The following is a 23976-nucleotide window of genomic DNA, read 5'->3' on the forward strand; positions in this document are numbered from 1 at the left end:
GTGCCAGAGCTTAAGAGCAACGAGGTTATCATTCACTGTTTTATCAGACCGTGATTTTATCCACAAGTTCAATGCAAGTTTGTGAATAAATTACGCACAAAATGTGACATAGAGATAAAATACCGGGAAGAGACAACGGGGTCTCTTTCCCTGCTACGGAATCCATTGCAGGGAAAGAGTATAACACGCTTTTATTATTCAGGCGTAAAGTGGCGTAAATGTTGTACCGTGGCAAGCCACGCTGCCACCCAGCCAATCATCGAGCATACCAGCAGCAATAGCAGGCATTCATCGAACGATAAGCCATTGATATCAAACTTCGTTCCGAAAACCTGTGCCACTTCCGCAACCGCCGATGACAAACGCAGCACCAGAATTTCTGACAAAATTAGTGACAACAATGCGCCAGAAAATCCCAGCAATGCGCCACCGTACAGGAACGGACGCAGGATGAAACCATCCGTCGCACCAATCAGTTTCTGCACGTTAATAGAATCACGGCGAGCAAAGATACTCAGGCGCACACTGTTACCGATGACGAGGAATACTGCCGCCACCATCAATACGCCGATCATTGCCGAAACGCGCCCGACCAGCCCGGTCAACGCCGCCAGGCGGGCAAACCAGCTGTCATCCATCCGCACTTCGTCAATGCCGTTAATCTGCGTGATACGATCACGCAGCGTATTCAGTGACTCCGTCCCCTGAAAATCGAGTTTCGGGATCACCACCGCCACTGCCGGAAGCGGGTTTTCTTCCAGCATATCCAGCGCACCACCAAAACCAGACCAGTTACGGAACTCGCCCAGTGCGTCTTCACGAGAAAGATAATTCACTTTCTCCACGCCTTGCTCGGCCTGCAACTGTGCCACCACGCCCGCAGCGGCGTCATCATCCAGCGTTTTTTGCAGATAAACAGTGATTTGCGGTGACGGATAATATTGCGTCGCCGCCTGGTTAACGTTTTTGTACACCATATAACAGACGCTGGGCAGCGTCAGGGAGATGGCGATAACCATCACCGTTAAAAACGTGGCGAACGGTTTGCTTTTCAGATCCTGCAATGCGCCGTGGAAGGCATAGCGTACCTGTTCGTTGAAAACGTTGGTTTTGCGATTTACCGGTTTTGGCGAGGATTTCGCGCGTTTCGGCGCGTTACGACCGCCGTCGCCAGAGCCGCCGACCGATTTACGGAAGCGATCCAGACGCCCGCCAAACTGCCGAATGTGATTGATTGCATCGCGCTTATTCATGGCCCACGCCTCCATGCAAGTGACCATCGCTCAGGGTGAGCATGCGATAGGAACGTCGCGAAATCAGGTTGATGTCGTGCGTTGCCATCAATACGGTTACTCCAACGCGGTTAAACTCTTCAAACAGACGTAAAATGCCTTCCGACAGCGCGTCGTCCAGGTTACCAGTCGGTTCGTCCGCCAGCAGTACCGCGGGCTTGTTCACCACCGCGCGGGCAATGCCAACACGCTGTTGTTCACCGCCGGAAAGCTGAATAGGGAAGTTCTTCGCTTTGTCCAGTAGCCCGACTTTATCCAGCGCCGCCGACACCCGGCGACGAATGTCATCACCGCTGGCACCGGCGATAATCAGCGGGATCGCCACGTTATCATAGACAGTACGGTCCATCAGTAGATGGTGATCCTGGAAAATCATGCCAATCTGGCGGCGCAGAAACGGAACTTCACGGTTTTTCAGACGCGTGATGTCATGGCCGCTAAACCAGATTTTCCCGGCGCTGGGCCGCTCAATCCCACAGATCAGCTTCAGGAGGGTACTTTTCCCTGCGCCGGAATGACCGGTCAGAAACGCCATCTCACCCGGCTGCATATGGAACGTAACGCCCTGCAGCGCCTGTCTCCCACCGAGATAAGCCTTGCTGACATGTTCAAAGCGAATCATTGTTAATCCTCTCGGGCAAAAAGTGCCTCTATAAAGTCGTCCGCCTTAAACGGACGCAAATCCTCAATACGTTCGCCGACACCAATGTAGCGGATAGGGATACCAAACTGGTCAGCCACCGAGAAAATTACCCCGCCTTTCGCCGTGCCGTCCAGTTTCGTTAGCGTGATGCCGGTTAAGCCAACGGCTTCGTGGAACAGTTTGGCCTGGCTTACCGCATTCTGCCCGGTGCTGGCATCGATGGTCAGCATAACTTCATGCGGAGCTTCAACGTCGAGTTTCTTCATCACGCGGACGATTTTCTTCAACTCTTCCATCAGGTGCGATTTGTTTTGCAGGCGTCCGGCGGTATCGGCAATCAGGACGTCGATGTTACGCGCTTTAGCGGCCTGAATGGCATCGAAGATAACAGAAGCGGAATCCGCACCGGTATGCTGGGCAATCACCGGAATATTGTTGCGCAGACCCCAGACCTGAAGCTGTTCAACCGCTGCCGCACGGAAAGTATCGCCTGCCGCCAGCATCACCGATTTACCCTGCTGCTCAAACTGACGCGCCAGCTTACCAATCGTCGTGGTTTTACCCACACCGTTGACGCCCACCATCAGGATCACGAACGGCGTTTTACCTTCAACATTCAGCGGCTCATCGACTTTCGCCAGAATCTCGCCCATCTCTTCTTTCAGCAGGCCATAGAGCGCCTCGGCATCACGAAGCTGCTTGCGGGATGCGCCTTCTGTCAGATTGGTGATAATTTTACGAGTGGTTTCCACGCCCACATCGGCGATCAACAGCTGTTCTTCCAGCTCTTCAAACAGATCATCGTCGATTTTTTTACCGCGGAACAGGCTGATAAATCCGGAACCGAGATTTTCTTTGGTTTTTAACAGGCTGCGTTTCAGGCGCGCGAAGAAACCTTCTTTGGTCGGTTTTTCCTGCTCCTGAGCGATTTCTTCCACCGGCTGATCTTCTTCTGCCGGAGAAACCACCATTACCGCCTCTTCTGCCACTTCGGCAGCCAGCGCCTGTGCCTCCGGCTCTTCGTCGGTGATTTCTTCTTTAGCCGCTTCTTCTTCCGCCGCTTCGACAATCTCTACGGTTTCCGCTTCGGCCTGCCACTCTTCTGGCGAAACCGCTTCGGCGTTGACGTCTTCCGGCAACGGCAGTTCTTCACGTTCGATAGCCACTGGCTCCGGCGTTTCTTCTACGACCGGTTCCGGCTGTGCAACGACTTCCGCTTCAGGCTGCGCTTTTTCACTTTCAGCAACCTGTTCAGTAACTTCCACAACGTCGGCAGCAAAAGTTTCCGCCTCGGCTTCAGTATGCGCCTGCGGCTGCTCTTCAACGGCTTGTTCAGAAGCCTTCACAGGCTCTTGCTCCTGAACGATTTCTTCTACAACTGGTTGTTCATTCTGAACTTCTGTCTCTTTTTCCGGGGTCTGCTCTTTTTGACCAAAGCCCAGCCAGGAAAAAAAGCCACGTTTTTTTTCTTTCGCCATTTGCGACTACACTCCTCGCTGTTGCTTCATGGCACAGCGTTAACGCTATGTACATAGCAGCTAAAAAAATGATGAAATAGTCTATCACTTAACTTAATTCACATCACCGCCTGCAAGTATGTGTTATCTGGCGGATTGAGCAATTTATCATGAAAAAACCGAATCATTCCGGCAGCGGCCAAATCCGCATTATTGGCGGGCAGTGGCGAGGCCGTAAACTCCCGGTTCCTGATAGTCCAGGTCTGCGCCCCACCACCGACCGCGTACGCGAAACGTTGTTTAACTGGCTGGCTCCGGTCATTGTTGACGCCCAATGTCTGGATTGCTTCGCCGGGAGCGGCGCGCTGGGGCTGGAAGCGTTATCGCGCTACGCTGCGGGGGCCACGTTGATTGAGATGGATCGTGCGGTTTCTCAGCAGTTAATTAAGAATCTGGCGACACTAAAAGCAGGCAATGCACGCGTGGTGAACAGCAACGCGATGTCATTCCTGGCGCAAAAAGGCACACCGCATAATATCGTGTTTGTCGATCCACCGTTCCGCCGTGGCTTGTTAGAAGAGACGATAAATTTACTGGAAGATAACGGCTGGCTGGCTGACGAAGCCCTGATTTATGTCGAAAGCGAAGTCGAAAAGGGTCTGCCCACTGTTCCGGCAAACTGGTCATTACATCGGGAAAAAGTGGCGGGTCAGGTGGCTTATCGGCTGTATCAACGCGAAGCACAAGGAGAAAGTGATGCTGATTAATATTGGTCGTTTGTTAATGCTCTGTGTTTGGGGATTTTTAATCCTCAACCTGGTGCATCCCTTCCCACGCCCGCTGAATATTTTCGTTAACGTGGCGCTGATTTTTACCGTGCTGATGCATGGTATGCAGCTGGCGCTATTGAAATCCACTTTACCGAAAGATGGCCCGCAGATGACCACCGCCGAAAAGGTGCGGATTTTCCTTTTCGGCGTGTTTGAACTGCTGGTCTGGCAGAAGAAATTTAAAGTTAAAAAATAACCTTATTGTTCGCCTACAAAGCTGACAAAGCGCGTTCCTTTATAGCTCAGCGTACCTTTATCGCCCACTGTCAGGGCGTGGTACTGCTGGGCGTCGAGGCGAAACGTCTGCTCCATTCCTCCGCTTTGCGGTTTGAAGCTTGCCTCATAGCGCATACTGGTGCCTGCCGGCGTCACTTCCTGCTGGCGCGAACGGCGATCGTTAATCGGTTTTTCCCGCTTGTTGCTCACCACCACCAGCTTTTGCTGGAGCGGTGCCATATCATTATCAGCTTTTTCCCGTCGTTGTTGCATAAAACGAAACGATGCGGCGACGATGATTAAGCCAATGATAACAATAAAGAAAAGAGGTGGTTTACTCATCTTTATCCCTCATCGGAAAATGCGGAAATAAGCATACCCTGCCAGTTATGGTGTTGTCATCCGTCCACCCTCGCCACTAAACTGGAAGCAAGACCGTAGGCATTCCGCTTACGAAAAAATAACGAATTCAAGGAACTAAGATGCTTTGGTCGTTTATCGCTGTCTGTCTTTCCGCATGGCTATCTGTGGATGCATCGTATCGTGGGCCAACCTGGCAACGCTGGGTGTTTAAACCGTTAACCCTTCTTCTCCTGCTGTTGCTGGCCTGGCAAGCGCCGATGTTCGACGCCATTAGCTATCTGGTGCTGGCGGGGCTGTGTGCCTCACTGCTGGGCGATGCGCTAACCCTGTTGCCACGTCAACGTCTGATGTACGCCATCGGCGCGTTTTTCCTCTCGCACCTGCTGTACACCATCTATTTCGCCAGTCAGATGACGCTCTCTTTCTTCTGGCCTCTGCCACTGGTGCTGCTGGTTCTGGGCGCGCTGTTACTGGCGATTATCTGGACGCGCCTGGAAGAGTACCGTTGGCCTATCTGCACGTTTATCGGCATGACGCTGGTGATGGTGTGGCTGGCAGGTGAACTGTGGTTCTTCCGTCCGACCGCTCCGGCGCTCTCTGCGTTTGTTGGCGCTTCGTTGCTGTTTATCAGTAACTTTGTCTGGCTGGGTAGTCACTATCGCCGACGCTTCCGTGCGGATAACGCGATTGCTGCGGCCTGCTACTTTGCTGGTCACTTCCTCATCGTCCGCTCGCTGTATCTCTGATAAAACTTGACTCTGGAGTCGACTCCAGAGTGTATCCTTCGGTTAATGAGAAAAAACTTAACCGGAGGATGCCATGTCGACTCCTGACAATCACGGCAAGAAAGCCCCTCAATTTGCTGCGTTCAAACCGCTAACTACGGTACAGAACACCAACGACTGTTGCTGCGACGGCGCATGTTCCAGCACGCCAACTCTCTCTGAAAACGTCTCCGGCACCCGCTATAGCTGGAAAGTCAGCGGTATGGACTGCGCCGCCTGTGCGCGCAAAGTGGAAAATGCCGTGCGCCAGCTTGCAGGCGTGAATCAGGTACAGGTGTTGTTCGCCACCGAAAAACTGGTGGTGGATGCCGACAATGACATCCGGGCACAAGTTGAATCTGCGGTGCAAAAAGCGGGCTATTCCCTGCGCGATGAACAGGCCTCCGACGAACCACAAGAATCACGCCTGAAAGAGAATCTGCCGCTGATTACGCTTATCGTGATGATGGCAATCAGTTGGGGGCTGGAGCAGTTCAATCATCCGTTTGGTCAACTGGCGTTTATCGCGACCACGCTGGTTGGGCTGTACCCAATTGCTCGTCAGGCATTACGGCTGATCAAATCTGGCAGCTACTTCGCCATTGAAACCTTAATGAGCGTAGCCGCTACTGGGGCGCTGTTTATTGGCGCAACGGCTGAAGCTGCGATGGTGTTGCTGCTGTTTTTGATTGGTGAACGACTGGAAGGCTGGGCCGCCAGTCGCGCGCGTCAAGGGGTCAGCGCGTTAATGGCGCTGAAGCCAGAAACCGCCACGCGTCTGAGTAACGGTGAGCGTGAAGAGGTGGCAATAAACAGCCTGCGGCCTGGCGATGTGATTGAAGTTGCGGCAGGTGGGCGTTTGCCTGCCGACGGTAAACTGCTCTCACCGTTTGCCAGTTTTGATGAAAGTGCCCTGACCGGCGAATCCATTCCGGTGGAGCGCGCGACGGGCGATAAAGTTCCTGCAGGCGCCACCAGCGTAGACCGTCTGGTAACGCTGGAAGTGCTGTCAGAACCGGGTGCCAGCGCCATTGACCGGATTCTGAAACTGATTGAAGAAGCCGAAGAGCGCCGCGCACCTATTGAGCGGTTTATCGACCGTTTCAGCCGTATTTACACGCCAGCGATTATGGCGGTCGCCCTGCTGGTAACGCTGGTGCCGCCGCTGCTGTTTGCCGCCAGCTGGCAGGAGTGGATTTATAAAGGGCTGACGCTGCTGCTGATTGGTTGCCCGTGTGCTTTAGTTATCTCCACGCCCGCGGCGATTACCTCCGGGCTGGCGGCAGCAGCGCGTCGTGGGGCGTTGATTAAAGGCGGCGCGGCGCTGGAGCAGCTGGGTCGTGTTACCCAGGTGGCGTTTGATAAAACCGGTACGCTGACCGTCGGTAAACCGCGCGTTACCGCGATTCATCCGGCAACGGGTATTAGTGAATCTGAACTGCTGACACTGGCGGCGGCGGTCGAGCAAGGCGCGACGCATCCACTGGCACAGGCCATTGTGCGCGAAGCACAGGTTGCTGAACTCGCCATTCCTACCGCCCAATCACAGCGGGCGCTGGTCGGGTCTGGCATTGAAGCGCAGGTTAACGGTGAGCGCGTGTTGATATGCGCTGCCGGAAAACATCCTGCTGATGCATTTGCTGGTTTGATTAATGAACTGGAAAGCGCCGGGCAAACGGTAGTGCTGGTAGTACGTAACGATGACGTGCTGGGTGTCATTGCGTTGCAGGATACCCTGCGCGCCGATGCTGCAACTGCTATCAGTGAACTGAACGCGCTGGGCGTCAAAGGGGTGATCCTTACAGGCGATAATCCACGCGCAGCAGCGGCAATCGCCGGGGAACTGGGGCTGGAATTTAAAGCGGGCCTCTTGCCGGAAGATAAAGTCAAAGCGGTGACCGAGCTGAATCAACATGCGCCGCTGGCGATGGTCGGTGATGGTATTAACGACGCGCCAGCGATGAAAGCTGCCGCCATCGGGATTGCAATGGGTAGCGGCACAGACGTGGCGCTGGAAACCGCCGATGCAGCATTAACCCATAACCACCTGCGCGGTCTGGTGCAAATGATTGAACTGGCACGCGCCACTCACGCCAATATCCGCCAGAACATCACTATTGCGCTGGGGCTGAAAGGCGTTTTCCTCGTCACGACGCTGTTAGGGATGACCGGACTGTGGCTGGCAGTGCTGGCAGATACCGGTGCGACGGTGCTGGTAACGGCGAATGCGTTAAGGCTGTTGCGCAGGAAATAAGGCAAACCGATCGCAACATTGAGCGCGATCGGTCCCCTCGCTCCTCTGGGGAGAGGGTTAGGGTGAGGGGAAAAGGCGGCATCGAAGCCAATCTTCCCCCATCAACCGCCTTTACGAATCAAATAACGATAAGGCAGTCCATCCGTCTCTTTAGCAACCAGTTCGTGTTCCATAAAGGTACAAAACCCAGGAATATCGCGGGTCGTCGCCGGATCGTCAGCAATAATCAGCAACGTTTCACCTGGCTGCATATTGCGCACTGTTTTGCGCACCATCATTACTGGTTCCGGGCAGCGCAGGCCAAGTGCGTCGAGTGTGTGGTCAGGGCTGGAAAAGAGATCGGTCATTTTCTTCTCATCACATAAAAAAACGGCGCTAGTTTACGCCCTGTGAGTCCGTAAGCAAACCAGGTTAACGATTGCGTGAAAATTAACCATTGCATTGTCAACGTAAAGCAGTATCATGCGGCGGCTCGAAAAAAGGGTCAGCACGTATAAAATAGCGTGTCGCACGTATTGGGTTCCCTCACCCCAATGGTTAATCAAAAAGGTACAATATGAACGTTTTCTCGCAAACGCAACGCTATAAGGCGTTGTTCTGGTTATCGTTATTTCATCTTCTGGTGATCACCTCCAGTAACTATCTGGTTCAGCTTCCGGTCTCCATTTTTGGTTTTCATACCACCTGGGGCGCGTTTAGCTTTCCGTTTATCTTTCTCGCTACTGACCTGACCGTGCGTATTTTTGGCGCGCCGCTGGCTCGTCGCATCATCTTTGCGGTAATGATCCCCGCATTGCTGATCTCCTACGTCATCTCATCGCTGTTTTATATGGGGTCATGGCAAGGATTCGGCGCGCTCGCCCACTTCAACCTGTTTGTCGCCCGTATCGCCACCGCCAGTTTCATGGCCTACGCGCTGGGGCAGATCCTCGACGTGCACGTTTTTAACCGCCTGCGTCAGAGTCGTCACTGGTGGCTGGCACCGACAGCGTCCACACTGTTCGGTAACGTCAGCGACACGCTGGCCTTCTTCTTCATTGCCTTCTGGCGTAGCCCGGATGCCTTTATGGCTGAACACTGGATGGAAATCGCGCTGGTCGATTACTGTTTCAAAGTGTTAATCAGTATCGTTTTCTTCCTGCCAATGTATGGCGTATTACTCAATATGCTGTTGAAAAGACTGGCAGATAAATCCGAAATCAACGCTTTGCAGGCGAGTTAAAGGTTCGTTATCAGAGTTGTGATAAGATGGATGAATGAGCCGTTATGGCCGTTTATCGAAAGGAAGAAGTCAATGCGCAATCTGGTTAAATATGTCGGAATTGGCCTGCTGGTTATGGGGCTTGCGGCCTGTGATGATAAAGACACTAACGCTACGGCGCAGGGTTCGGTCGCAGAAAGTAACGCGACCGGGAATCCCGTCAACCTGCTTGATGGCAAGTTAAGTTTCTCGCTGCCAGCGGATATGACCGACCAGAGCGGTAAGCTGGGAACGCAGGCCAATAACATGCATGTCTGGTCCGACGCCACCGGGCAGAAAGCAGTCATCGTCATCATGGGCGATGATCCGAAAGAAGATCTGGCGGTGCTGGCGAAGCGTCTGGAAGATCAGCAACGTAGCCGCGATCCGCAGCTGCAAGTGGTAACCAATAAAGCCATTGAGCTGAAAGGTCACAAAATGCAGCAGTTAGACAGCATTATCTCCGCGAAAGGCCAGACGGCGTACTCTTCCGTTATTCTGGGTAACGTGGGTAATCAACTGCTAACCATGCAAATTACGCTGCCCGCTGACAATCAGCAAAAAGCACAGACCACCGCAGAAAACATCATTAATACGCTGGTTATTCAGTAAGTTTTAAGATGATGAGGCGGCCTCAGGTATTTCCACCGGGGGCCGTTTTTTTAATCGCCACGTCAGTAATAACGCGATTGCGACCAGTCCCGCCGCCGCCAGATAAATTACCGGAACGCCCGCCCAACTCATCACCAGCCCAGCCAGTGGTCCGGTCACGCCAAGCGATAAATCCATAAATACGGTGTAAGTTGCCAGCGCCGCCCCCTGATTTTGCTGCGGAACCGCTTTTACCGCCACTACGCCCAATGCAGGGAACACCAGCGAAAACCCCGCCCCCGCCAGTAAGACGCCGATTTTCGCCATCCACGGCATAGTCGCCACGCCAACCAGTAGCAGGCCGATTATCTCAACGCTAAAGCAAATCATCGCCACGTTTAAGCCGCCGATACGGTTAATGCCGTTAGGGAATAACAAACGCGTACCGACAAACGCACAGCTAAACAGCGTCAGCGCGAAAGCCGCACCGTCCCAACCTTTAGCGTCATAAAACAACGTGATAAAGGTGGCGATAACGCCAAATCCGGCGGAAGCCAGTGCCAGCGCCATACCGTACAGCCAGACGCGCCCAAGCACCGCACGAAACGGCAGCGGTTTGCCTTTACTGGCTTTTACCGTCGGACGCGGGATCGCCAACAAAATGGCCACCAGTGCCACGCCCATAATGATTAACGCTAACGCCTGCAATCCGCCCCAGTGATAAAACACGACACCTAACGGCGCACCCATCGCCATCGCCCCGTAAGTGACAATACCGTTCCACGAAATCACCCGCCCGATATGTAGCGAACCAACCACGCCAACACCCCACAGGGTCGATCCCGTTCCGGCAAAACTTTGTCCAATCCCAAGGATTACGCGCCCCAGGCACAGTAATAACAGGCTGATGACGGGCAGACTGGCGGTTAATCCTGCCGTCAGATATCCCAGACCGCTCATAAAGCAGCCGCATAAACCGAAGACGACAATCTTTTTGGGTCCCAGCAAATCGGCGTAACGTCCGGCATGAGGACGGCTCAGCAAGGTGGCGAAATATTGCAGGCTGATAACCAACCCTGCCCAGAAGGCACTAAAGCCCATCACATCATGGACATAGCCTGGTAATACAGCGAGCGGCAACCCGATGGTGAGGTAGCTGGCGAAGTTAAACATGACAATGGAGACAATGCGCAAATTCAGGCGCAATCCGTTTAGCGCGGGTTCGGCTACGGGTTCGGGCATGAGGATCACCACATTTTTACAACAGTGTTTCATTTTTACCATGTGCTGACGTGAAAATCAGCAGTAAGAATCAGAATATTGCTGGCGTGACTCCCGCTACACTTAATACAAAAAGTCACAAGGAAGCCCCAATGGAAACCCCTCAACCCGATAAAACGGGCATGCGCATTCTGCTCAAGTTGGCCTCGCTGGTAGTGATCCTCGCGGGCATTCACGCAGCGGCAGATATCATTGTGCAGCTATTACTGGCGCTGTTTTTTGCCATCGTTCTCAACCCGCTCGTCACCTGGTTTATTCGTCGGGGAGTACAACGCCCCGTTGCCATTACGATTGTGGTTGTGGTGATGCTGATCGCACTCACCGCGCTGGTCGGCGTACTGGCGGCATCGTTTAACGAATTTATCTCTATGCTGCCGAAGTTTAATAAGGAGCTGACGCGCAAACTTTTTAAATTGCAGGAGATGTTGCCTTTTCTTAATTTGCATATGTCGCCGGAGCGAATACTACAGCGGATGGACTCGGAAAAAGTGGTTACCTTCACCACGGCGCTAATGACCGGGCTTTCCGGGGCAATGGCGAGCGTGCTTTTGCTGGTGATGACCGTAGTTTTTATGCTGTTTGAAGTGCGCCACGTCCCTTACAAAATGCGTTTCGCGTTGAATAATCCACAGATTCACATCGCCGGACTACACCGCGCACTTAAAGGCGTTTCGCATTATCTGGCGTTAAAGACGCTACTCAGTTTATGGACAGGCGTAATCGTCTGGCTGGGGTTGGAGCTGATGGGGGTGCAGTTTGCGCTGATGTGGGCAGTACTGGCGTTTTTGCTCAACTACGTGCCCAATATCGGTGCGGTAATTTCCGCCGTACCGCCAATGATTCAGGTGCTGCTGTTTAATGGTATTTACGAATGTATTCTGGTCGGCGCATTGTTTTTAGTGGTCCATATGGTCATCGGCAATATTTTAGAACCACGGATGATGGGCCATCGCCTGGGGATGTCCACCATGGTGGTATTTCTTTCATTGTTAATTTGGGGATGGCTGCTCGGCCCGGTAGGGATGCTACTTTCGGTGCCATTAACCAGCGTGTGTAAAATCTGGATGGAAACCACCAAAGGCGGCAGCAAACTGGCGATTTTACTGGGGCCAGGCAGACCGAAAAGTCGGTTACCGGGATGAGGCGACAAGTGTTACGATACGCACTTTCATTTTCCATTAAACGTTGGCCCTGATATGTATCGGATAGTTCTGGGGAAAGTTTCGACCTTAAGCGCAGCTCCTCTGCCACTGGGTTTACGCGAGCAAGCACCGCAAGGTCCACGACGCGAACGCTGGCTGGCGGGGCGTGCATTGCTTTCGCACACGCTTTCCCCGCTACCGGAGATCATCTATGGCGAACAAGGCAAACCTGCATTCGCGCCGGAAACGCCGCTATGGTTCAACTTAAGCCATAGCGGTGACGATATCGCCCTGCTGTTGAGCGATGAAGGCGAAGTCGGCTGCGATATCGAAGTGATTCGCCCGCGCGCCAACTGGCGCTGGCTGGCGAACGCCGTATTCAGCCTCGGGGAACATGCCGAGATGGACGCCGTGCATCCTGATCAGCAACTGGAAATGTTCTGGCGCATCTGGACGCGCAAAGAAGCCATCGTTAAACAGCGTGGCGGCAGCGCCTGGCAAATCGTCAGCGTAGACAGCACCTATAACTCCTCGCTGTCAGTCAGCCATTGTCAGCTAGAAAATTTAAGCCTAGCGATCTGCACCCCTACCCCCTTTACGCTCACCGCCGACAGTGTGCAATGGATCGATTCAGTTAACTGATCCGCCCACCCGACTGCCCATCTATTGATCCAGAACAGGTAATCAGTATGACGAATACTTAAAATCGTCATACTTATTTCCGCCATCTATTTTAATCCATTGGGGTTACCATGTTCTCTACACTCCGCCGCACTCTATTTGCGCTGCTGGCTTGTGCGTCTTTTATCGTCCATGCCGCTGCACCAGATGAAATCACCACCGCCTGGCCGGTGAATGTCGGGCCACTAAACCCGCACCTTTACACGCCTAACCAAATGTTCGCCCAGAGCATGGTTTATGAACCGCTGGTGAAATATCAGGCAGACGGTTCGGTGATCCCGTGGCTGGCAAAAAGCTGGACCCATTCGGAAGATGGCAAAACCTGGACCTTCACCTTGCGTGATGACGTGAAATTCTCCAACGGCGAACCGTTTGATGCAGAGGCGGCGGCAGAAAACTTCCGTGCAGTGCTCGATAACCGTCAACGTCACGCCTGGCTGGAGCTGGCAAACCAGATTGTTGATGTCAAAGCACTCAGCAAAAACGAGCTGCAAATCACCCTGAAAAGCGCCTACTATCCTTTCCTGCAAGAACTGGCCCTGCCGCGTCCTTTCCGCTTTATTGCCCCGTCACAATTTAAAAATCACGAAACCATGAACGGGATAAAAGCGCCGATTGGCACCGGACCGTGGGTTTTGCAGGAATCGAAACTGAATCAGTACGATGTCTTCGTCCGTAACGAAAACTACTGGGGCGAAAAACCGGCGATTAAAAAGATCACCTTTAACGTGATCCCGGACCCGACTACCCGCGCGGTGGCGTTTGAAACTGGCGATATCGACCTGCTGTACGGAAACGAAGGGTTATTACCGCTCGATACCTTCGCCCGCTTTAGCCAGAACCCGGCTTACCACACTCAACTGTCACAGCCGATCGAAACCGTGATGCTGGCGCTCAATACCGCCAAAGCCCCCACCAACGAGCTGGCAGTACGTGAAGCTCTTAATTACGCGGTGAACAAAAAATCGCTGATTGATAACGCGTTGTATGGTACCCAGCAGGTCGCCGACACCCTGTTTGCCCCTTCTGTGCCCTACGCCAACCTCGGCCTGAAACCGCGCCAGTACGATCCGCAGAAAGCGAAAGCGTTGCTGGAAAAAGCCGGTTGGACGCTGCCTGCTGGCAAAGACATCCGCGAGAAAAATGGTCAGCCGCTGCGCATTGAACTGTCGTTCATCGGCACCGATGCGTTAAGCAAATCGATGGCGGAAATCATTCAGGCTGATATGCGCCAGATTGGCGCAGATGTCTCGCTGATTGGCGAAGAAGAGAGCAGTATCTATGCTCGTCAGCGCGACGGTCGTTTTGGCATGATTTTCCACCGCACCTGGGGCGCGCCATACGATCCACACGCCTTCCTGAGTTCAATGCGCGTACCGTCGCACGCTGACTTCCAGGCACAGCAAGGTTTAGCCGACAAGCCGCTGATTGATAAAGAGATCGGCGAAGTGCTGGCGACCCATGACGAAACGCAACGTCAGGCGCTGTATCGCGACATTCTGACCCGTCTGCATGACGAGGCGGTTTATCTGCCTATCAGTTACATCTCAATGATGGTGGTTTCAAAACCGGAACTGGGTAACATCCCCTACGCGCCGATCGCCACCGAAATCCCGTTCGAACAGATTAAACCGGTGAAACCTTAATGTTGCGTTATGTATTACGCCGCTTTCTGCTGCTGATCCCGATGGTGCTCGCCGCCTCGGTGATCATTTTTTTGATGCTGCGCCTCGGCACCGGCGACCCGGCGCTTGATTATTTGCGTTTATCTAACCTGCCGCCGACGCCGGAGATGCTGGCCTCTACCCGCACTATGCTGGGGCTGGATCAGCCGCTGTACGTCCAGTATGGCACCTGGCTATGGAAGGCGCTGCATCTTGACTTTGGTATCTCATTCGCCAGCCAACGCCCGGTGCTGGACGATATGCTGAACTTCCTGCCCGCCACGCTGGAACTGGCGGGTGCGGCGCTGGTATTAATTCTGCTCACCTCCGTGCCGCTCGGTATCTGGGCGGCGCGCCACCGCGATCGCTTGCCCGATTTCGCCGTCCGTTTCATCGCGTTTCTCGGCGTGTCGATGCCTAACTTCTGGCTGGCGTTTTTACTGGTGATGGCGTTTTCGGTGTATCTGCAATGGCTACCCGCGATGGGTTACGGCGGCTGGCAGCACATCATTTTGCCTGCGGTATCCATCGCCTTTATGTCGCTGGCGATTAACGCGCGTTTGCTGCGCGCCAGTATGCTGGACGTCGCCGGTCAGCGTCATGTGACCTGGGCGCGGCTGCGCGGCCTGAATGACAAACAGACCGAACGCCGCCATATTCTGCGCAATGCCTCGCTGCCGATGATCACTGCCGTGGGGATGCACATTGGCGAACTGATTGGCGGGACGATGATTATCGAAAACATCTTTGCCTGGCCGGGCGTCGGGCGCTATGCGGTGTCGGCGATTTTTAACCGTGACTATCCGGTGATCCAGTGCTTTACGCTGATGATGGTGGTGGTTTTTGTGGTCTGTAATTTGATTGTCGATTTGCTCAACGCCGCGCTGGACCCGCGTATTCGTCGTCATGAAGGAGCGCACGCGTGAACTTTTTCCTCTCCTCCCGCTGGTCGGTTCGCCTGGCGCTGATCATTATCGCCCTGCTGGCGCTGATTGCGCTCACCAGCCAGTGGTGGCTGCCGTATGACCCTCAGGCTATTGATTTGCCGTCGCGCCTGCTCTCGCCGGATGCGCAGCACTGGCTGGGCACCGATCATTTAGGGCGCGATATTTTCTCGCGGCTGATGGCAGCGACCCGCGTGTCGCTCGGCTCGGTAATGGCCTGCCTGCTGTTGGTGCTGACATTAGGGCTGATTATTGGCGGCAGCGCCGGGCTGATTGGCGGGCGCGTTGATCAGGCCACCATGCGCGTCGCGGATATGTTTATGACCTTCCCAACCTCGATTCTGTCGTTCTTTATGGTCGGCGTGCTTGGCACCGGGTTGACCAACGTAATTATCGCTATCGCCCTTTCGCACTGGGCATGGTACGCGCGCATGGTGCGCAGTCTGGTGATTTCACTGCGCCAGCGCGAGTTTGTGCTGGCATCACGGCTTTCTGGCGCGGGCCATGTGCGGGTGTTTATTGATCATCTGGCAGGTGCGGTGATCCCCTCGCTGCTGGTGCTGGCGACGCTGGATATCGGTCATATGATGCTACACGTCGCGGGGATGTCCTTCCTCGGTCTCGGCGTGACCGCGCCGACCGCCGAATGGGGCGTGATGATTAACGACGCGCGTCAGTATATCTGGACCCAGCCGCTGCAAATGTTCTGGCCGGGGCTGGCGCTGTTTATCAGCGTGATGGCCTTTAACCTGGTGGGTGACGCACTGCGCGATCATCTGGACCCTCATCTGGTGACGGAGCACGCACACTAATGCCACAACAGATTGAACTCCGTAATATCGCGCTACAGGCCGCGCAGCCGCTGGTGCACGGCGTATCGTTAACCCTGCAACGTGGGCGTGTGCTGGCGTTAGTCGGCGGTAGTGGCAGCGGGAAGTCGCTGACCTGCGCCGCGACGCTGGGCATTCTGCCCGCAGGCGTTCGCCAGACGGCGGGGGAAATTTTGGCCGATGGAAAACCGGTTTCTCCCTGCGCCCTGCGCGGCATCAAAATTGCCACCATCATGCAGAACCCGCGCAGTGCCTTTAATCCGCTGCACACCATGCACACCCACGCGCGTGAAACCTGCCTGGCGCTGGGGAAACCCGCCGATGACGCTACGCTTACCGCTGCCATAGAAGCGGTGGGGCTGGAAAACGCCGCGCGCGTGCTGAAGCTCTACCCGTTCGAGATGAGCGGCGGCATGTTGCAGCGCATGATGATTGCGATGGCGGTGCTGTGCGAATCACCGTTTATCATCGCCGATGAACCAACCACCGATCTCGACGTGGTAGCACAAGCACGCATCCTCGATCTACTGGAAAGCATTATGCAAAAACAAGCACCGGGAATGCTGCTGGTTACCCATGATATGGGCGTAGTAGCGCGTCTGGCAGACGATGTGGCGGTAATGTCTCACGGTAAAATTGTCGAACAGGGCGATGTAGAAACGCTGTTTAACGCCCCCAAACATGCGGTAACGCGCAGCCTGGTTTCCGCGCATCTCGCCCTCTACGGTATGGAGCTGGCATCATGACTTTACTTAACGTCTCCGACCTTTCCCATCACTATGCGCACGGTGGATTTAGCGGAAAACATCAGCACCAGGCGGTGCTGAATAACGTTTCCCTGGCCCTGAAAAGCGGTGAAACCGTCGCCCTGCTGGGACGCAGCGGCTGCGGAAAAAGTACCCTCGCGCGGCTGCTGGTAGGGTTAGAGTCGCCCTCACAGGGAAATATTAGCTGGCGCGGCGAACCGTTGGCGAAGCTCAATCGCGCGCAACGTAAAGCGTTCCGCCGTGATATTCAAATGGTGTTTCAGGACTCCATCAGCGCCGTGAATCCGCGCAAAACCGTGCGCGAGATCCTGCGTGAACCGATGCGCCACCTGCTATCGCTGAAAAAAGCCGAACAACTGGCGCGCACCAGCGAAATGCTGAAGGCGGTCGATCTCGACGACAGCGTGCTCGACAAACGCCCACCGCAGTTAAGCGGCGGCCAGCTCCAGCGTGTCTGTCTGGCACGCGCGCTGGCGGTCGAACCGAAACTGCTGATTCTGGATGAAGCCGTTTCGAACCTTGATCTCGTGTTACAGGCGGGCGTCATTCGCCTGCTGAAAAAGCTGCAACAACAGTTTGGCACCGCCTGCCTGTTCATCACCCACGACTTACGCCTGGTGGAACGCTTCTGTCAGCGGGTGATGGTGATGGACAACGGACAAATCGTCGAAACCCAGGTGGTGGGAGATAAATTAACCTTTTCCTCTGACGCCGGACGTGTGCTACAAAACGCGGTATTACCCGCATTCCCCGTGCGCCGTCGCACCACAGAAAAGGTTTAACGCAAATGCAACGAGTCACCATCACGCTTGATGACGATTTACTGGAGACGCTGGACAGCCTGAGCCAGCGTCGTGGTTATAACAACCGTTCCGAGGCGATCCGCGATATTCTGCGTAGCGCTCTGGCGCAGGAAGCCACTCAACAACACGGCACACAAGGTTTCGCGGTGCTGTCGTATGTGTATGAACACGAAAAACGTGACTTAGCCAGCCGTATTGTCTCCACCCAGCATCATCACCACGATCTCTCGGTTGCTACTCTGCATGTGCACATTAATCACGACGACTGTCTGGAAATCGCCGTGTTGAAAGGTGACATGGGTGACGTACAACATTTTGCCGACGACGTCATCGCCCAGCGCGGCGTGCGGCACGGGCATTTGCAGTGCCTGCCGAAGGAAGATTAACACCTCCCAACGCGCCGTTATTTCCTGACGGCGCAGTAGACTCCTGCCAAATATCGACTCACGTCACATTTTTTTGATCACGATTTGGTCCCCTAAAATGTGAGACGCTTCGATCCTCTTTTTCGCCTGTTCACCTACTATACGCTTGAAGTTGTCCATGATTGTCCATAGACAACTGTAAATGTTCAGGTGCGCGCCATGAAATCATTGAGTAAGTCGTCACAAATACCGCTCTATCAACAAGTGGTGGAGTGGATAAGAGAAAGTATTTATACCGGGGATCTGGTGGAAGACGATCGCATTCCTTCGGAATACCAGATTATGGATATGCTGGAAGTGAGTCGGGGAACCGTTAAAAAAGCGGTCGCCCAACTGGTAAAAGAAGGCGTGTTGATTCAGGTTCAGGGGAAGGGAACATTTGTCAAAAAAGAGAACGTGGCATATCCGTTAGGTGAAGGATTATTGTCATTCGCGGAATCGCTGGAAAGCCAGAAAATACATTTTACCACTGAAGTTATTACGTCACGGATTGAACCGGCTAATCGTTATGTGGCAGAGAAATTAAGAATAACGCCCGGTCAGGATATTCTTTACCTTGAGCGTTTACGTTCAATTGGTGATGAAAAAGCGATGCTGATAGAGAACCGTATCAATATTGAGCTATGCCCCGGCATCGTGGAAATCGATTTTAATCAACACAATTTATTTCCAACAATAGAAAGTTTGTCGCAAAGAAAAATTCGTTACTCGGAAAGTCGCTATGCCGCGCGATTAATTGGTAATGAACGCGGTCATTTTTTAGATATCAGTGAAGATGCACCCGTTTTGCATCTGGAGCAGTTAGTCTTTTTCTCCCGCGGATTACCCGTTGAGTTTGGCAACGTCTGGTTAAAAGGAAATAAATACTATCTTGGCACCGTGCTGCAACGGCGGGAAGTGAGTTAAGTACACTTTTTTAAGAGGAATAAAATGCAAGGCATACAGTTTCAGGAAAATTTTATTCAACGACTTCCGGCAGGGTTAAGCGTTGAACAGATCATCCGTCAGTTAGCGCAACCGTTGGTTACCGCCGAACTGGTGGTCCCTGATTTTGCCGATCATGTACTGGAACGTGAGGCGACGTACCCAACGGGACTGCCTACCGAACCACCGTGTGTCGCCATTCCGCACACGGACCATAAACATGTCAGGCACAATGCAATTGCCGTCGGCATCCTGCCGGAACCGGTAGTGTTTGCCGATATGGGCGGCGACCCTGATCCCGTACCTGTCAGGGTGATTTTTTTGCTCGCCTTAGGCGAAAGTAACAAACAATTAAATGCCCTGGGGTGGATTATGGAGATGATTCAGGATACGCCCTTTATGTGCGCCCTGCTTACGATGGAAACAACAGAAATACACACAGCAATCTTAAACAAAATGAAAGAACGAGGTGAAATATGAGTCAAACCATTTTATTTGTCTGCGCCACGGGTATTGCCACATCCACGGCAGTAACAGAAAAAGTCATGGAATATTGTAAAGAGCACGGTCTTAACGTTAATTATTCTCAAACCAACGTTGCCTCTTTACCTGGAAATACCGACGGCGTAGCACTGGTTGTTTCAACGACTAAAGTGCCTTATGAACTCGACGTGCCGGTGGTTAACGGCTTGCCAATTATTACTGGTATTGGCGAAGAGAAAGTATTGGCGCAAATTGTTTCTATCCTAAAAAAGTAATTAATAATAATTAATTTCAACACACTACATCAGGCGCTAACGCGAGGTGCGCTCTCGCCTGAAAAAGAGGTTTATTATGAACGATATCGCGCATACCCTCTATAATATTGTGCAATATATATTGGGATTTGGTCCCACGGTAATGTTGCCGTTGGTGTTATTTATTCTTGCTCTCTTTTTCAAAGTAAAACCCGCTAAAGCCTTACGTTCGTCATTAACGGTCGGCATTGGTTTTGTCGGTATTTATGCCATTTTCGATATTCTTACCAGCAATGTCGGGCCAGCGGCCCAGGCGATGGTTGAACGCACCGGAATTAATTTACCGGTGGTGGATTTAGGCTGGCCGCCGCTTTCCGCTATTACATGGGGTTCGCCAATTGCCCCGTTTGTTATTCCCCTGACTATTCTGATTAACGTGGCGATGCTGGCGTTAAATAAAACCCGCACCGTTGACGTAGATATGTGGAACTACTGGCATTTTGCCCTTGCCGGTACGCTGGTTTATTACAGCTCCGGCAGCCTGTTCTTTGGTTTGCTGGCGGCGGCGATTGCTGCGGTGGTAGTACTTAAACTCGCCGACTGGTCTGCGCCACTGGTACAAAAATACTTTGGCCTGGAAGGGATCTCTTTGCCGACGCTCTCTTCGGTGGTGTTCTTTCCGGTCGGTCTGTTGGTCGACAAAATCATCGACCATATCCCCGGCCTCAATCGTATTCATATCGATCCGGAAACCGTACAGAAAAAGTTTGGCATTTTCGGCGAACCGATGATGGTTGGCACTATTCTGGGCATTTTTCTCGGCGTAATTGCCGGATACGATTTCAAAAAAGTATTGCTGCTTGGCATCAGCATTGGCGGTGTGATGTTCATCCTGCCACGCATGGTTCGCATTCTGATGGAAGGTTTATTACCGCTGTCTGAAGCCATTAAAAAGTATCTCAATGCCAAATACCCTGACCGTGACGATCTCTATATCGGCCTGGATATCGCCGTTGCCGTAGGTAATCCGGCGATTATCTCCACCGCCCTGCTGCTAACGCCAATCTCGGTCTTTATCGCGTTTGTCCTCCCAGGTAATGAAGTCCTGCCGCTTGGCGACCTTGCCAACCTGGCGGTAATGGCGTCGATGATTGCTTTAGCCAGCCGTGGCAACATTTTCCGCACCGTTCTGGCGGCGATCCCGGTGATTATTGCCGACCTGTGGATTGCTACCAAAATCGCGCCGTTTATTACCGGAATGGCGAAAGACGTTAACTTCAAATTTGCCGAAGGCTCCAGCGGCCAGGTTTCCAGTTTCCTTGATGGCGGTAACCCGTTCCGCTTCTGGCTGCTGGAAATCTTCAACGGCAATCTCATCGCCATTGCTCTGGTGCCGGTTATTGCCCTGGTGCTGTATGGCATTTTCCGAATGACGCGGAGCACGGTTTATGCCTGATAACAGCGCCGCTATCGTTATCGATATTGGCACCACCAATTGCAAAGTCACCTGCTTTTCCTGCCTGGACGCAACGACGTTGGGCGCGCATAAATTCGTGACGGCAAAACAGATCTCCCCACAGGGCGATGTCGATTTCGATATCGACGCCCTCTGGCAGGAGGTCCGCCAGGCGATAGCGCAACTGAACGCCGCTTCACCGCTGCCTGTCAGGCGGATCAGCATTGCCAGTTTTGGCGAGTCAGGGGTGTTTCTTGACGAACATGGCGAGATCCTGACGCCAATGCTGGCATGGTATGACCGTCGCGGTGAAGAGTATCTGGCAACGCTTAGCGAGGCAGACAGTGCGGCACTTTATGACATTTGCGGATTACCACTGCACAGCAATTACTCTGCCTTCAAAATGCGTTGGTTGCTGGAGCATTATCCGCTGCGCAATCGTCGCGGCCTGCGCTGGCTACATGCACCGGAAGTGCTGCTCTGGCGGCTGACTGGCGAACAGCGAACGGATATCACCTTAGCCAGCCGTACACTGTGTCTGGACGTGCGCAAAGGCGAATGGTCAGCGAAAGCGGCGGCGTTGTTACACGTTCCCTGTTCAGCATTTGCGCCATTGGTGCAGCCAGGCGAACACGCCGGATGGGTCAGCGAGTCGCTCTGCAAAACGCTTGGGTTCTCGCAACCGGTCAGCGTGACGCTGGCCGGACATGACCATATGGTGGGTGCGCGGGCGTTGCAGATGATGCCGGGCGATATCCTTAACTCGACGGGCACCACGGAAGGCATTCTGCAACTGGATACACAACCGACGCTGGATGAACAGGCCAAACGTGACAAGCTGGCAAACGGCTGTTACTCGCTTGCCAACCAGTTCACCCTGTTTGCTTCTCTGCCCGTGGGCGGTTTCGCGCTGGAGTGGCTGCGCAACACGTTCCGGCTAACTGATGAGGAGATCGCCGCGTCGCTCAATCGTGGGTATGCGGATTACCTGGCGGGGAACTGGTCGCTTGATGACATTCCCGTCTTTATTCCGCATCTTCGCGGTTCGGGTTCACCCTATAAAAATCGCCACACCCGCGGATTATTTTATGGGCTTGGCGATACGTTAAATATCGACATGTTAATTTCCAGCGTCTCACTGGGATTAACCATGGAATTTGCCAACTGCTTTGCCTGTTTTAATGTGCCTGGCACCAGCGTGTTAAAAGTGATCGGTCCGGCGACCCATAACCCCCTTTGGCTGCAATTAAAGGCAGATATTTTACAGCGTCCGGTTGAAGCAATTGCATTTAGCGAGGCGGTTTCTGTCGGAGCCTTATTAACCGCGGCACCGGATATTCCGCCGCCGCAAGTTACCATAGCCCAACGTTTGTTACCGAATCGGGCAAGATATCATCAATTACAGCGTTATCAGCACAAATGGAAAAGCTGGTATCAGTTGAAATTACAGCAAGAAGGCGTGATGCCATTACATCATCGGGAGGAGCACTATGTTGACTAAAACCGTGGAGGTCAGAAACAGTACTGGCCTGCATGCACGTCCGGCGGCCTGTCTGGCGAAAGCCGCCAAAAAATGTAGCTGTAAAGTGACGCTGCACTATGAGGGTAATGATATTAATGCCACCAGTATGATGAATATTATGCGCGCCGGAATAAAAGGCGGAAAAACGGTGGAAATACGCTGCGACGGTGATGATGAAAACGAGGCCATACAGACTCTCACCGCCTTATTTCGCGACCGCTTCGGTGAAGCTGAATAATTAACTGATATTAAAAAATGAGGTTTTCAATATGCCATTAGTGAATGGACGGATACTGCTCGACCGCATTCAGGAAAAACGGGTATTAGCGGGCGCGTTTAATACCACCAATCTGGAGACGACAATTTCAATTTTAAACGCTATTGAGCGTTCGGGATTACCCAACTTCATTCAGATTGCGCCCACCAATGCACAACTGTCGGGATACGATTACATATATGAAATCGTGAAACGTCACGCCGATAAAATGGATGTTCCGGTCAGTCTTCATCTGGATCACGGGAAAACCCAGGAGGATGTTAAACAGGCGGTGCGCGCGGGCTTTACCTCGGTCATGATTGACGGTGCCGCATTCTCTTTTGAAGAGAATATCGCTTTCACCCAGGAAGCTGTCGATTTCTGTAAATCTTATGGCGTGCCGGTTGAAGCGGAGCTGGGGGCGATTCTCGGCAAAGAAGATGATCACGTCAGCGAGGCCGATTGCAAAACGGAACCGGAAAAGGTGAAGACCTTTGTCGAACGCACCGGTTGCGACATGCTGGCAGTTTCTATTGGTAACGTTCATGGCCTGGACGATATACCGCGGATCGATATCCCCCTGCTGAAGCGCATTGCCGAAGTCAGCCCGGTGCCGCTGGTTATCCACGGCGGCTCCGGTATCGCCCCGGAGATATTACGCAGTTTCGTTAATTATCGCGTCGCTAAAGTGAATATCGCCAGCGATCTGCGCAAAGCGTTTATCACCGCAGTCGGCAAAGCGTATGTGAATAATCACAACGAGGCGAATCTGGCACGAGTGATGGCATCAGCAAAAAACGCCGTCGAGGAAGATGTGTATAGCAAAATCCTGATGATGAATGAGGGGCATCGGTCGGTAAAATAAATCCTCGCCGGATGCGGCGTGACGCCTTA

Annotated in this window: 27 protein-coding genes; 21 read left to right on the plus strand and 6 right to left on the minus strand. The window is 53.2% G+C overall.

Annotation, left to right across the window (positions count from 1 at the left end; genetic code table 11):
• Positions 1 to 194: 194 nt before the first annotated feature.
• From ftsX to ftsY, 3 genes are read right to left on the minus strand one after another with little or no spacing between them, the layout of a single operon-like run.
• The gene (gene ftsX, locus ACJHX4_RS17325; RefSeq protein ID WP_001042003.1) at positions 195 to 1253 is read right to left on the minus strand and encodes a permease-like cell division protein FtsX; all 1059 of its coding nucleotides are present in this window, start codon (positions 1251 to 1253) and stop codon (positions 195 to 197) included.
• Positions 1246 to 1914, minus strand: coding sequence for a cell division ATP-binding protein FtsE (gene ftsE, locus ACJHX4_RS17330; protein WP_000617723.1), 669 nt, complete (start codon positions 1912 to 1914; stop codon positions 1246 to 1248). The genes ftsX and ftsE overlap by 8 nt, the downstream gene beginning before the upstream one ends.
• Before the next feature lie 2 nt (positions 1915 to 1916).
• Positions 1917 to 3413 carry a signal recognition particle-docking protein FtsY gene (gene ftsY / locus ACJHX4_RS17335; protein WP_001040681.1) on the minus strand — a complete coding sequence of 499 codons (1497 nt, stop codon included), beginning with the start codon at positions 3411 to 3413 and terminating at the stop codon, positions 1917 to 1919.
• Between the two features lie 149 nt (positions 3414 to 3562).
• Between ftsY and rsmD the strand changes: the two genes are divergently transcribed.
• Positions 3563 to 4159 carry a 16S rRNA (guanine(966)-N(2))-methyltransferase gene (rsmD, locus tag ACJHX4_RS17340; RefSeq protein WP_000743189.1) on the plus strand — a complete coding sequence of 199 codons (597 nt, stop codon included), beginning with the start codon at positions 3563 to 3565 and terminating at the stop codon, positions 4157 to 4159.
• The gene (locus tag ACJHX4_RS17345) at positions 4149 to 4418 is read left to right on the plus strand and encodes a DUF1145 family protein (protein WP_001295207.1); all 270 of its coding nucleotides are present in this window, start codon (positions 4149 to 4151) and stop codon (positions 4416 to 4418) included. Before rsmD ends, ACJHX4_RS17345 begins: the two co-directional genes overlap by 11 nt.
• A 2-nt stretch (positions 4419 to 4420) precedes the next feature.
• On the opposite strand, the gene ACJHX4_RS17350 is transcribed toward ACJHX4_RS17345, so the two are convergent.
• The gene (locus tag ACJHX4_RS17350) at positions 4421 to 4780 is read right to left on the minus strand and encodes a DUF2500 domain-containing protein (RefSeq protein ID WP_000042886.1); all 360 of its coding nucleotides are present in this window, start codon (positions 4778 to 4780) and stop codon (positions 4421 to 4423) included.
• 140 nt (positions 4781 to 4920) lie between these two features.
• Between ACJHX4_RS17350 and ACJHX4_RS17355 the strand changes: the two genes are divergently transcribed.
• Positions 4921 to 5547, plus strand: coding sequence for a lysoplasmalogenase (locus tag ACJHX4_RS17355; protein ID WP_000964718.1), 627 nt, complete (start codon positions 4921 to 4923; stop codon positions 5545 to 5547).
• Between the two features lie 73 nt (positions 5548 to 5620).
• On the plus strand, positions 5621 to 7819 hold the full coding sequence (gene zntA / locus ACJHX4_RS17360; RefSeq protein ID WP_000106599.1) for a Zn(II)/Cd(II)/Pb(II) translocating P-type ATPase ZntA: 2199 nt from the start codon (positions 5621 to 5623) through the stop codon (positions 7817 to 7819).
• A gap of 101 nt (positions 7820 to 7920) precedes the next feature.
• Here the strand turns inward: zntA and tusA are convergent, their stop codons facing one another.
• Positions 7921 to 8166 (minus strand): sulfurtransferase TusA, encoded by a 246-nt coding sequence (gene tusA / locus ACJHX4_RS17365; protein WP_000130621.1) that lies wholly within the window; start codon positions 8164 to 8166, stop codon positions 7921 to 7923.
• A gap of 209 nt (positions 8167 to 8375) precedes the next feature.
• Between tusA and ACJHX4_RS17370 the strand changes: the two genes are divergently transcribed.
• Positions 8376 to 9041, plus strand: coding sequence for a 7-cyano-7-deazaguanine/7-aminomethyl-7-deazaguanine transporter (locus ACJHX4_RS17370; protein ID WP_001100463.1), 666 nt, complete (start codon positions 8376 to 8378; stop codon positions 9039 to 9041).
• Between the two features lie 72 nt (positions 9042 to 9113).
• Positions 9114 to 9671, plus strand: coding sequence for a phage sensitivity protein DcrB (gene dcrB / locus ACJHX4_RS17375; protein ID WP_001245296.1), 558 nt, complete (start codon positions 9114 to 9116; stop codon positions 9669 to 9671).
• Between the two features lie 3 nt (positions 9672 to 9674).
• On the opposite strand, the gene ACJHX4_RS17380 is transcribed toward dcrB, so the two are convergent.
• A complete protein-coding gene (locus ACJHX4_RS17380; protein WP_001314207.1) occupies positions 9675 to 10925 on the minus strand; it encodes an MFS transporter in 1251 nt (416 codons plus the stop codon).
• 98 nt (positions 10926 to 11023) lie between these two features.
• Here ACJHX4_RS17380 and ACJHX4_RS17385 point away from each other — a divergent pair, with 98 nt between their 5' ends.
• The 15 genes from ACJHX4_RS17385 to ACJHX4_RS17455 all read left to right on the plus strand — a co-directional run bounded on the left by ACJHX4_RS17385 (position 11024) and on the right by ACJHX4_RS17455 (position 23947).
• Complete coding sequence (locus ACJHX4_RS17385; protein WP_001296488.1) at positions 11024 to 12073, plus strand: AI-2E family transporter; 1050 nt, start codon at positions 11024 to 11026, stop codon at positions 12071 to 12073.
• Between the two features lie 54 nt (positions 12074 to 12127).
• Positions 12128 to 12715 carry a 4'-phosphopantetheinyl transferase AcpT gene (gene acpT / locus ACJHX4_RS17390; protein ID WP_000285760.1) on the plus strand — a complete coding sequence of 196 codons (588 nt, stop codon included), beginning with the start codon at positions 12128 to 12130 and terminating at the stop codon, positions 12713 to 12715.
• A 110-nt stretch (positions 12716 to 12825) separates the two neighbouring features.
• Complete coding sequence (nikA, locus tag ACJHX4_RS17395) at positions 12826 to 14400, plus strand: nickel ABC transporter substrate-binding protein (protein WP_000493122.1); 1575 nt, start codon at positions 12826 to 12828, stop codon at positions 14398 to 14400.
• Positions 14400 to 15344, plus strand: a complete 945-nt coding sequence (gene nikB / locus ACJHX4_RS17400) for a nickel ABC transporter permease subunit NikB (RefSeq protein ID WP_000947068.1) — start codon at positions 14400 to 14402, stop codon at positions 15342 to 15344. The genes nikA and nikB overlap by 1 nt, the downstream gene beginning before the upstream one ends.
• On the plus strand, positions 15341 to 16174 hold the full coding sequence (gene nikC, locus ACJHX4_RS17405) for a nickel ABC transporter permease subunit NikC (protein WP_001008954.1): 834 nt from the start codon (positions 15341 to 15343) through the stop codon (positions 16172 to 16174). The genes nikB and nikC overlap by 4 nt, the downstream gene beginning before the upstream one ends.
• Positions 16174 to 16938 carry a nickel import ATP-binding protein NikD gene (gene nikD, locus ACJHX4_RS17410; protein ID WP_001136232.1) on the plus strand — a complete coding sequence of 255 codons (765 nt, stop codon included), beginning with the start codon at positions 16174 to 16176 and terminating at the stop codon, positions 16936 to 16938. The genes nikC and nikD overlap by 1 nt, the downstream gene beginning before the upstream one ends.
• Entirely contained in the window at positions 16935 to 17741 is an 807-nt protein-coding gene (gene nikE, locus ACJHX4_RS17415) for a nickel import ATP-binding protein NikE (RefSeq protein WP_000173684.1), read from the plus strand. Before nikD ends, nikE begins: the two co-directional genes overlap by 4 nt.
• 5 nt (positions 17742 to 17746) lie before the next feature.
• Positions 17747 to 18148 (plus strand): nickel-responsive transcriptional regulator NikR, encoded by a 402-nt coding sequence (nikR, locus tag ACJHX4_RS17420; protein WP_001190062.1) that lies wholly within the window; start codon positions 17747 to 17749, stop codon positions 18146 to 18148.
• A gap of 198 nt (positions 18149 to 18346) precedes the next feature.
• Entirely contained in the window at positions 18347 to 19093 is a 747-nt protein-coding gene (locus tag ACJHX4_RS17425; RefSeq protein WP_001296489.1) for a GntR family transcriptional regulator, read from the plus strand.
• 24 nt (positions 19094 to 19117) lie between these two features.
• On the plus strand, positions 19118 to 19591 hold the full coding sequence (locus tag ACJHX4_RS17430) for a PTS sugar transporter subunit IIA (RefSeq protein WP_001161648.1): 474 nt from the start codon (positions 19118 to 19120) through the stop codon (positions 19589 to 19591).
• Complete coding sequence (locus tag ACJHX4_RS17435; RefSeq protein ID WP_000084021.1) at positions 19588 to 19869, plus strand: PTS sugar transporter subunit IIB; 282 nt, start codon at positions 19588 to 19590, stop codon at positions 19867 to 19869. Before ACJHX4_RS17430 ends, ACJHX4_RS17435 begins: the two co-directional genes overlap by 4 nt.
• A 76-nt stretch (positions 19870 to 19945) precedes the next feature.
• On the plus strand, positions 19946 to 21304 hold the full coding sequence (locus ACJHX4_RS17440; protein WP_001525857.1) for a PTS galactitol transporter subunit IIC: 1359 nt from the start codon (positions 19946 to 19948) through the stop codon (positions 21302 to 21304).
• Positions 21297 to 22805, plus strand: a complete 1509-nt coding sequence (locus ACJHX4_RS17445) for an FGGY-family carbohydrate kinase (protein ID WP_001312162.1) — start codon at positions 21297 to 21299, stop codon at positions 22803 to 22805. Before ACJHX4_RS17440 ends, ACJHX4_RS17445 begins: the two co-directional genes overlap by 8 nt.
• Positions 22795 to 23064, plus strand: a complete 270-nt coding sequence (locus ACJHX4_RS17450; protein WP_000956440.1) for an HPr family phosphocarrier protein — start codon at positions 22795 to 22797, stop codon at positions 23062 to 23064. Before ACJHX4_RS17445 ends, ACJHX4_RS17450 begins: the two co-directional genes overlap by 11 nt.
• Positions 23065 to 23095: 31 nt before the next feature.
• Positions 23096 to 23947, plus strand: a complete 852-nt coding sequence (locus ACJHX4_RS17455) for a class II aldolase (RefSeq protein ID WP_001131793.1) — start codon at positions 23096 to 23098, stop codon at positions 23945 to 23947.
• Positions 23948 to 23976 lie beyond the last annotated feature (29 nt).

The organism is Escherichia sp. WS2035, from assembly GCF_046487065.1.
Lineage (GTDB): Bacteria > Pseudomonadota > Gammaproteobacteria > Enterobacterales > Enterobacteriaceae > Escherichia > Escherichia coli.